Source organism: Cupriavidus sp. CP313, assembly GCF_054072015.1.
In genome coordinates this window covers 1-9,331 of record NZ_JBSVZB010000072.1, presented here as the reverse complement: position 1 = coordinate 9,331, position 9,331 = coordinate 1, and the positions used below count along the sequence as shown (strand labels likewise).

The following is a 9,331-nucleotide window of genomic DNA, read 5'->3' as shown; positions in this document are numbered from 1 at the left end:
GTTGCGAGCGCCGATCCCGCGTTCGGGCAAGAGATACTGGAAGCTAGCCGCGAGACGCTGCTCAGGGAATTCGCGCTAGATACAACTGAAGAGAAGCGGTGAGGCAGTCTAACCGGTAGGGCCGGCTGTTGCCGCCAAAGTATCTGTCCCCCGCGCATCGCGCGAGTATCGATGCGGGTTGCCCCTTATCGGGTTTTGTCGGCGACGCCCGTCGGCTGGGTGACGCGGCGTGCGGCGCTTACGCAGAAGGTCTCGCGGAGAATCTCGACCGATTCAGCAGAGTCATCGAAGAGACGGATGGGATTAGAGAAGGTAGCCGCAAGAAGGCGATCACGTTGTTCAGCGAGATGGTTGGCACGATGCTGCTTTCGCGTGCTGTTGCCGACGTCGACCCGAAGCTCGCGGATGAAATTCTTGATAAGGGCCGCCAGCATCTTCTCGCCGCCATGGACATGCAAGCCGGACTTCGATCACCTGGCCACTTGCGCCGTGGGTAGCGCATTGTCCGTTTGAGCTTTGAGAGCGGTAGTTGGATCCCTGACCGTGGCCGGACTCCTAGTGGCCGACAAGCGACCTACACCGGCCGGCCTGCGGTCGGCGCTTCCCGACTACGGATTGTTCCTGCCTTCGACCATCTCGAAGCGGATGTTCTGCCCTGGCCACCACCGAACTTGTGGATCCGAGCAACAAAGCTCCGAGATGGCACCTACGAGGCATTGATGGTGCAGTATGACGCCTTGGTCATGCGCATCATAGGGAACTGAAACAGCACGTTTAACGTCGTCCTTCGCTTGGGCGGGCGCTTTCTGTCGTGACGCGCCACTGAGTTAGTGAAGCCTGCCGCGAAGCCGACCGGACCACGGCACCGCCTTCGCACCCACAGATAGACAGGTTCCCAGCGCGATGCGGCGGCTCCTTAGCAGCCCGCCGCGACCATGCATCTCCGAATCGGTGCCTTGAGCGGAGCAGGCGGCTGCTCAGAGGGTATGGACATGTTGCTTCCGTGCATGGGCTCGATACCTAGAGCCGCGTGCCCGATAGACGGTAGTGGCGCCCCGTGATACCGGCTTAGGCCGACGATGTCGCGGCGATCCATTGCGCGACGGTATCGGCGGTACCTTCGTGTCCGCGGGAAGGAATGGTGTGACATACCTACACCAAAGTCTAATTGCGACTGCGCTGGGTACACCCTAAATTGGTTCGTAGGCCGACGTTCCCCTGTTTTGATGCCAGTTCGCTTCAGCTCTCGCTGCGAAACAGGCCTCTCCGAAATCATATGGAGAATCAAACGGCCACAAGCCGATACCGTCGACCACAAATATGTAGTGCGCCGAAAGGCGACGCACAAACGCGTTGCTCAGGCTGGAACATTGCTCGGCACATGGAAAAAAGCCTTCCCCTCGGAGATACCGTGGTCCTATATGTCTCTGGCGCGGCCTGTCTTGACTGCACGCGTTCGCGTTTTCACCGCGCTGTGTCGGCTCTGGTCTTTGCGCTTCTTGCCGCTGGCTGCGCAAGCGGTCCACAGGCGACACCATCCGATCCTATCGAGCCCGTAAACCGAGCGGTGTTTTCAGCCAACCAGACGATTGATCGGTACGTGGCGACGCCTGTTGCCAAAGGGTATCGGGAGGCTGTGCCAAGCCCAGTGCGAACCGCTGTCAAGAACTTCTTCTCGAATTTAGGCGAGGTTTCTAACCTGGTGAACAACCTCTTGCAGGGCAGGGGGGGCGCGGCGGCGGAGACCGGTATGCGGCTCGCGGTGAATTCGGTGCTGGGGATCGGTGGGCTGATCGATATCGCCACACCCGCTGGAATCTCTACGCATAACACCGACTTCGGTTTAACTCTCGGCGCCTGGGGTGTGCCATCCGGACCTTACCTCGTCCTGCCTGTGCTGGGCCCGAGTTCTGTCCGCGATGGCGCCGGCGTGGTCGTGAACGCGGCGCTATCACCTGCCACGTATCTTGATCCGGGGGCCAGCTTTGGCCTGTATGGGGTGAGTTTCGTCGATACGCGGACCAACTTGCTGCCGGCGACGGACCTGATCTCGCTTGCTGCGCTGGACAAATACAGCTTCATGCGCGACGGGTATCTGCAGCGCCGCCGCTACCTCGTCAATGAGGGCCAGGCCACGTCGGACGCTGTTGTCAGGGATGGCCATTCCAATGAGGACGCCACCAATCCCGGTTGAGTGGATCCCCGGCCAGTCTGTGCTTCTTGCTGGCCCTGACAGTACCGTACCCCCCGACTGGCAAATCGATACCTTGTCCAGGCGCGGCAACTCAGCCTGGATGTTGGCACCCCTTTCAAAGGCCGGCAGGTCAGGTCTCCGGCCGGAACCGTGCGCAACACCGTCCAGGCCCCGGTAAGGGGCGAGAAGTCCCGACGACATATGCTTGACCGAGTGACCGTGCTGGCGAATCAGCAGCCATCAGCGAACGAGTAAATTCCTTGATCAGGATTGACGCCTCGCGATTTCGGGAAAAATAGGACGCGGCATGGCGATCTCGACCGCGGCGTACCCCAGCTCCTTCAGTTTGGCCTGATCGGGCCAATAACCAGTGACATCACGCCCGTAAAAGTGGCCTTGCCGCTGGTGCGACGTGCTTCAGGCCGTTCCCGACCCTCAGCGGACGATGGGTCGGGCCCCAGCGAACCGGCCGCTTCCATGCTACAGGGGTCATTTACTTGTCGAGAATTAACCACGTCGCAATCGTTGACTGATTAACCTCAGATACTGGCTTAGCAGCGCAGGCGGCAAGAAAGCGGGGCCCCGACTACCAGTGATTACCCTTCCGCGAAGTACGCTCGTCTCCATGCGTTGTGTCCCTTCTGTCAGTTCAACTCGAAGCTGATCGGCTGCTGCGCCGTTACGCGCACTGGCTTTCCGTTGTCGACGAATGGCCGACATCTCATCCCCTGCACTGCATTTTCAGCGGCTTTATCTAAGGACGGGACGCCGGACGATTCTGTAACAAGCGTTAGATAGACGATCCCCTTCGTGTTCGCCCAGAGTTTCACAACTGTCTTTCCGGACTGTTGCTTCATTCGGGCGTCCGATGGATAGACAGGCCGTGGAGGGGTGCAAGGAATCTCACCGAGATTGCGTTCAACAACAGGGGGAGGTACTTCCGAATGCGTCACCCGCGAATTTTGGTATCTTCTTCTGCAGTCCTCGAGGTCCTTCGCCACAACTAAATCAAATGCATCGGTGTAGCGTGCTGTTGACTGCGGGTTCAAGAGCGTGAGCGCGGCGCCAGTCTTGGAGAACGCTTTCAAGTCTGCGGCTTGACTCTCGCTCATCGCGGCGCGCGGAACTTCGTAAACCGCACGCTCCATGTAAAGCCGGCCAGTAGGCGTAGCCAGAAAATCGCGGGCCTGGCGTAACTCTTCGGTTGTCATGTCAAGCCGAAGCGCGGAGCCGAGTTTGCTACCAATTTCCTGGGCTTCCAACCCGCTGACACAGCCGACTGCCCACTTGCCAGGCTGCTCGGACTCCCAGTAGCGGTGCGCCAGGTTCGACCGGACCTTCTCGGCAAAGAAGGCGGTCGCAATGTTTGCGACGTCCGGATCGAGCACGGACTCAGATTGCCTCGCGGCGCAAGCGACGAGTAGCGTTGCCGTCAGGGCGAGGGTCGCCAAGCGGTGGTGCGTTCCTTTCTCCATGAGCTGCATGTCTTTAGTGGATTTGCCGTCTACGACTGCTTAAAAAGCCGCGACTTGTCAAAATTGGCCGGCGCTAGTTCCCGGATACAAGCAGCACGCGTATCTGCAAGCAGTCGCAAATAGAATGGGTGCGCTTCGACCTTGATTCTTTCGAACATCTTTGAGGCCATGAAGCGTGCGACGGCCGGTTTGGACAGGAGGCGTTCGGCTTGCTGAATCTCCGCCGGCGTAAATAGATCCAGATCGAAGTCCTTACCTTGCTCTGCCTGTCCCATGGATTTGACGCCGAACCCTGAGTTCAGCAACTCAGTCAGGTCTTGAAGGAGAGCCACGTCATCCGGCAAGGTTCGAGCATACGCTGGGCGGACGACCTCCTCCACCACGTCGACAGTCAGCTTGCGGCGCAGGCAAGCGAAGACTGCCGGCTTGGGCACGGACTGAATGACGTCGGGCAATGCCTCTTCAAGCTTGTCCAGTTCCTTGAGCTTCAGCAGGTAGTAAGGAGTCGCGCGAATAAATGCCGATAGCGCCGCGTTGTAATGCGGGGGCGACTCTGCGGAGCCAGGCGCGCCGGCTTGTGTAACCGGTGCTGCCGACGGCAAGGTAAATCGCAGGCGGGGAAACACCGAACCAGCTAACAAGGCACCGGTAGCCGGCTCAGTCAGGCCTTGACAGCGGGCAGCCCGGACCTGGCGCATTGCTTCCATATCGAGCGGCTCAATGCCAGAGCTTTCTTGCACGGCGGTGTGAATCACCTTACCGCGGGCAGAGAGCCGGAGTTCGATGACCACTGTACCTTGTGCACCAACGGCGCGCAGCCCACGCGGGTATTGGAGCGGAGCCAACGTACACTGGGTAGTAGCGTGTGTGGCCGGGTCTTCCAGACTGAGCGTTACGTCTGCAGGTAGAGCCCATGCCAAAACCTGCCCCCCAGGAGAACGACGCCGGTGACCACGGAAGCCATCGCAGACGTGCGCATGGCTTCTATTCCAGCGGGCGGAACGTGATGGTGAACTGCCTATCACGCGGAAGAGATAGGACCGGCAGGGGAGAAGCATTGCGGACAGCCGCCAGGACCGTCGAATCCCATTTCGCATTGCCGCTCGCCTTGGTCAGCAAAGCACTGATTACGGCTCCATCGGAGCCAAGCTGCACGGTTACTACAGCCGTTGGGTTGTCCTCCAGGGAGTCAGCATCGGGATAGATGATGAAGGGCCGGATTCGTTTGCGTAGCCGGTTCGCATACTCCTTCGCCATCTTGGTCCGCTCGGAAGCCGATGGCTCGGGCTGTGGCTGAGCGCTAGCAATGGCCTGTAGGCGCTTCAAGGCTGCCTTTCTTTCCGCTAGGTCATCCACGATGGTAACCGTCCCGACTGGAGGTTCCGACGGGCTGGGCACCGGCGCGCCGGCGCAGCCGGCAAGCCATACCGCGCCGACAAGGATTAGGCCTGATGGCTTCACTGTTCACTCCCTTTTATTTTTTGGGAGATTATATCGTGTGACCAATGCACAGCCCCTCAAACGGGAAGTTCGCTTCGGCCGACAACGCGCTCGACATAATCCATGCACGACTGTCCGTGATCTCGGCGGAGCCGGCGTTCGAATGTCTGCGTTTGAGCCGTCGGCTAGCGTCCGTAGATGGCCGGCAAGCGACCGCAAGCCGGCCACGCTCCCTAACTACACTTCGGTCTGCTCTGCCATTTCGAGCGCGTCGTCCACTTCAATGCCAAGGTAGCGCACCGTGCTCTCAAGTTTGGTATGCCCAAGAAGCAGTTGAACGGCTCGCAGATTCTTCGTGCGCCGGTAGATCAGCGATGGTTTGGTGCGCCGGATGGAATGCGTTCCGTAAGCTGAATCGTCAAGGCCAATGGAGGCGACCCAGCGATGAACGATCCTCGCGTACTGTCGCGTTGACAGGTGCGGCGATGCGTGCAAGCGACTCGGAAAGAGATAGTTGCCCAGCTTGAGTCCGCGAGCATGAATCCAACACTGAACGCTTTGGCGAGTTTGTTCGGTAATCTCGAACTCCACTGGCCGCTGAGTTTTCTGCTGCATGACCGTTGCGCGAGTGCCAACCTGGTTGACCACGCAGATGTCTTGCACGCGCAGGCGGGTCAGATCGCACGCTCGGAGCTTGCTGTCAATGGCAAGGTTGAACATCGCCAGTTCGCGAACATTCGTCGTAAGCTGAAGCCGAGTTCGTATCGCCCATATCTCGTTCAACTTCAGTGGAGGCTTTTGGCCCGTCAGCCTCCCTTTGTTCCATGGAACGTGACGCGTTTGGTCGAGAGCGGTGGTTTCCATGATGGTCTCCTTTCGGGTGAAGGGAAACCAGTCTGCGCCTCTGCCAGTGGTCGCTGATCGACCCGACTGAGCCATCCGGCTGAGCGCGGCTGAAGGGCAGAGTCGTCCGAAGAGCCGTCTCTCGACCGCGGGAGGCGGAGGGCCGGAGTCCCGAACCGGCCGTTCGGCCTGGCGCAGAGTAAATGGCTGCCTTCGAACCTGACAGAACTGGAGGACATGCGGGCATCGTCACGCCCAATGTCTTCGAATGCTCGCACCTTAAAAAAGTATCCGTCTACAGGTGGCGCCACTGGACTAACTCGGAGCCAACGCGTACCACATGTATACGCTCGTCCCATCATTGAACAGGAACATCTATCGGCGACGACTGCACATAGCCGGACCGACGCTTGCTGATCCGTTTGGAAGTTCTTTGAGCCTGGGACTGCACCGCGTCAACCTGAACCTGGAGGAGGTGAGCATGAGCAACCAACAGAAGGTCATTGTCATCACCGGCGCTTCGCAAGGCATGGGAGCGGAGGCGGTCAAAGCATTTCGCAGCCGGGGGCACCACGTTGTCGCAACGGCCCGCTCCATCAAACAGACCGACGACGCCGACCTGTTGGCCGTGGCAGGGAATATCGGCGATCCCGCCACCGCGCGCCGTGTGATCGATGAAGCAGTCGAACGCTTCGGGCGCGTTGACACGCTAGTGAACAATGCCGGCATTTTCATCGCGAAGCCTTTCGTCGAATACACGGCCGAAGATTTCGCGGCATTGATCAACGTGAACCTCGCGGGCTTTTTCTATGTCACACAGCTCGCGCTGGCTCAAATGGAGAAGCAATCGAGCGGCCACATCATCAACGTCACGGCGAGCCTCGTCGACCACGCGTTGGAAGCCTTGCCGGCGGCTATGGCGTCGCTGACGAAGGGCGGACTCGCGGCGGTCACTCGCGCGCTTGCGATCGAATATGCGAAGCGCGGCATCCGCGTGAATGCGGTCGCACCGGGAATGATCAAAACTCCAATGTTCCCCCCGGACTTGTACGCGAAATTCGGCGCTTTGCATCCAATGGGCCGCATGGGCGAAATGAGTGACATCGTCGAAGCGATGCTGTATCTGGATTCAGCGCCGTTCGTGACAGGCGAAATTCTGCATGTCGATGGCGGCCAGGTTGCCGGTCATTGAGTCTCTTCACCACGGCGCCCCATTTTCCGAGCCCACCCTCGGTCTTCCCTATGTCCGAACGGACCGATGACCTAACAAGCGTGGATGACAGGCCAAGGTCCGCTGTCCAGGTCGAGCCGACGTGGGAATGCCCCTTCGTGCGCGCGGACGAACGGCAGGATCTGCAGCCGGAAACTGTGATCGATCCTGAGATCCGCCTTGCGAGCGCCGGTCGGCCGTACCCGACCCATTCCCGCCATTTCGGCTTGCGAAGGTGGAATGTCGGCTTTCCGAGTGTAGCGATCGCTAGATCTTTGGGGTGGCTGACAAGTCGTCGACGGCCATTCCGGATGGCGTCGACACTCCTTCCCTTGTCCTTGAATATGCGTCCCCCCACTACCACCACGAGCGACGTGCCGGACGAAAGCAGCGTGCCCAGGTACTCCGTGCTCCAGTCCTGTGCGTTGTCGACATGGAGGTCGGCGCGGCGACCGCCCCTGATCTAGTCTTGAATTTAGAATATTTTATGCAGCATTAAACCAAGTTAAAAATATTTCATTTCTGAAAACATGAGGTAAAGCACAGTAAGCGCCGGAGAATTCTTTTAATTACCCACAACTTTCCGATTGATATTAAGCCAGTTTCGCGGCCTCGTGCGGGCGGGGGCCGACTTCGCCCATTCTGGTACGACTCGCATTCTGTTAAATGTGTTTCAAATCTGTTATTGAAAATCTTTTACACCAGAGTTGAAAAATACTCTTGACAAGCGCGCTTGATTTCGTGTCTTCGCATCTTCTATGCTCCCTTCAAGAGATCGCCAAATAAAGAAAAGGTGAGCTCGCGCGCATATTTTTTGAAGGAGCAGAAAATGGCTAGTCCCATTTCGATGACGGACGAGGAGCATAATCGCGCAGCGAAAATGATGGTCGCCGTTTTGGACCTCCTCAGCGCCAACGCCGCACTTGCAGACGGAAAGCTAGACGAGGAGACGAACACTCGACTTCTCGATAGGTCCAAAGAAACTTGGGATCGGCTCGATGTTAGCTTCGCACTCGACCTCGCGGACCGCCTCGGCGAGGAGAAACTCCGCAAAGTGGTCGATGGAATCACACCACCGAGCGCACGTACATCTGTCGACGCGCATTTCAAAAATGATGGCGGTGTACTTCCGGCCTTGAAAAATCGAATCAGGAGGTTGAACACCGGCGCAGGTGCGACTCTCTCTGCGGCTGTGATCAGATCGGACGACTTTGGCTGTGCCCTCGGGGCACTTGGCGTCGTGGCGGGCGTAGCGGGTAACAGCATCCTGGGAGGAATTACCGCGGTTGCGGGAGTTCTCATGATGGCCGAATGTTGCTGACGCAAGAGCAGACGGCAGGATTTTCACTTAACCCAATGAGGGCTCGTTCAGGCTATGTTGACCAAGCGGGATATATCGCTTTTTCACGATGCGGAACATTCCCGCTTCTGGCCCATTGTGTTGAAAAAGTCGAAAATGCCGCGTCGGCAAGATTCGCGCAAAAGCGAGCTGATTGCCGACTTCGGCTGGCGCTTTCAGAGGATGTAGGAACGCCGCTGAATGAATCCGCTCAGTCGAAGCGGGTCCTCCACGTCCGAAAATTCCAAGCGCCCCAGCGGCTCTCAGAAAATTGGGCCAGAAGCCGGAGAGGACTTTTTCAAATATGAGGGACTTCCCCGTCCCGCGACGCAGATGGGCCTGCATATCAACGGCCCACGCTACGCCAGGGCTGTCCTGGCTTTTGTTGAAAGACATCGCGCGCTCCCGAAATGGTGCCGGGGTCACTCTAACAGCGAGTCTGACCAATGCCCGAAGGTCCGCTGTCAAGGCGTAGCGGTCGCCTAAATGTCCAAACGCAGGCAGCAGCGAACGACTCTTAATGGCCGACTTCTGCCGGCGGAGGGAGGCGACACGTTCCTTGGTCGCAACACCATTTGCTTGTCAAGGTTGAATTTCATACGGTGCAGACGTCGACAAGCGCTGATCGACCATGGCGCCGCCGACTGTGAAGTGATACAGGCTTTGCCAGGAGTGATCCTTGATTCCGAGCATGGCATGCATTTCATCATCGAAAAAGCAGCCGATCCCCGTGGCGCGCTCTTCGATGGCTTCGGCTTCAAGATAGAGCGCCTGGCCGAGCATGCCGCATTCCCAGAAAAGATGACGGTAACGCCATGGCTGCTTCATGG

The 9,331-nt window shown here is 58.4% G+C and carries 10 protein-coding genes; 3 read left to right on the top strand and 7 right to left on the bottom strand.

All coding sequences use genetic code 11. The features are described from left to right. Nucleotides 1-185: 185 nt before the first annotated feature. Nucleotides 186-434, bottom strand: coding sequence for a hypothetical protein (locus tag ACW4E8_RS40830; protein WP_456809672.1), 249 nt, complete (start codon nucleotides 432-434; stop codon nucleotides 186-188). Between the two features lie 947 nt (nucleotides 435-1,381). On the opposite strand from ACW4E8_RS40830, the gene ACW4E8_RS40825 reads away from it, so the two are divergent. Then, nucleotides 1,382-2,194 (top strand): MlaA family lipoprotein, encoded by an 813-nt coding sequence (locus tag ACW4E8_RS40825; RefSeq protein WP_456809671.1) that lies wholly within the window; start codon nucleotides 1,382-1,384, stop codon nucleotides 2,192-2,194. A gap of 644 nt (nucleotides 2,195-2,838) precedes the next feature. Here the strand turns inward: ACW4E8_RS40825 and ACW4E8_RS40820 are convergent. The 4 genes from ACW4E8_RS40820 to ACW4E8_RS40805 form a co-directional block, all read right to left on the bottom strand. After that, entirely contained in the window at nucleotides 2,839-3,645 is an 807-nt protein-coding gene (locus ACW4E8_RS40820) for an energy transducer TonB (protein ID WP_456809670.1), read from the bottom strand. Between the two features lie 53 nt (nucleotides 3,646-3,698). Next, the gene (locus ACW4E8_RS40815) at nucleotides 3,699-4,727 is read right to left on the bottom strand and encodes a TonB family protein (RefSeq protein WP_456809669.1); all 1,029 of its coding nucleotides are present in this window, start codon (nucleotides 4,725-4,727) and stop codon (nucleotides 3,699-3,701) included. After that, nucleotides 4,654-4,875: a TonB family protein gene (locus ACW4E8_RS40810; protein WP_456809673.1), complete on the bottom strand. Its 222-nt coding sequence runs from the start codon at nucleotides 4,873-4,875 to the stop codon at nucleotides 4,654-4,656. Before ACW4E8_RS40810 ends, ACW4E8_RS40815 begins: the two co-directional genes overlap by 74 nt. A 471-nt stretch (nucleotides 4,876-5,346) precedes the next feature. Further along, entirely contained in the window at nucleotides 5,347-5,973 is a 627-nt protein-coding gene (locus tag ACW4E8_RS40805; RefSeq protein ID WP_456809668.1) for a tyrosine-type recombinase/integrase, read from the bottom strand. A gap of 460 nt (nucleotides 5,974-6,433) precedes the next feature. Here ACW4E8_RS40805 and ACW4E8_RS40800 point away from each other — a divergent pair, with 460 nt between their 5' ends. Continuing rightward, nucleotides 6,434-7,144, top strand: coding sequence for an SDR family NAD(P)-dependent oxidoreductase (locus ACW4E8_RS40800; RefSeq protein ID WP_456809667.1), 711 nt, complete (start codon nucleotides 6,434-6,436; stop codon nucleotides 7,142-7,144). An 847-nt stretch (nucleotides 7,145-7,991) separates the two neighbouring features. Continuing rightward, complete coding sequence (locus ACW4E8_RS40795) at nucleotides 7,992-8,483, top strand: hypothetical protein (protein ID WP_456809666.1); 492 nt, start codon at nucleotides 7,992-7,994, stop codon at nucleotides 8,481-8,483. Nucleotides 8,484-8,510: 27 nt separating this feature from the next. On the opposite strand, the gene ACW4E8_RS40790 is transcribed toward ACW4E8_RS40795, so the two are convergent. Further along, complete coding sequence (locus tag ACW4E8_RS40790) at nucleotides 8,511-8,897, bottom strand: hypothetical protein (RefSeq protein ID WP_456809665.1); 387 nt, start codon at nucleotides 8,895-8,897, stop codon at nucleotides 8,511-8,513. Between the two features lie 186 nt (nucleotides 8,898-9,083). Next, nucleotides 9,084-9,331: nitroreductase family protein (locus ACW4E8_RS40785; protein WP_456809664.1), on the bottom strand; the 248-nt coding region annotated here is incomplete at its 5' end.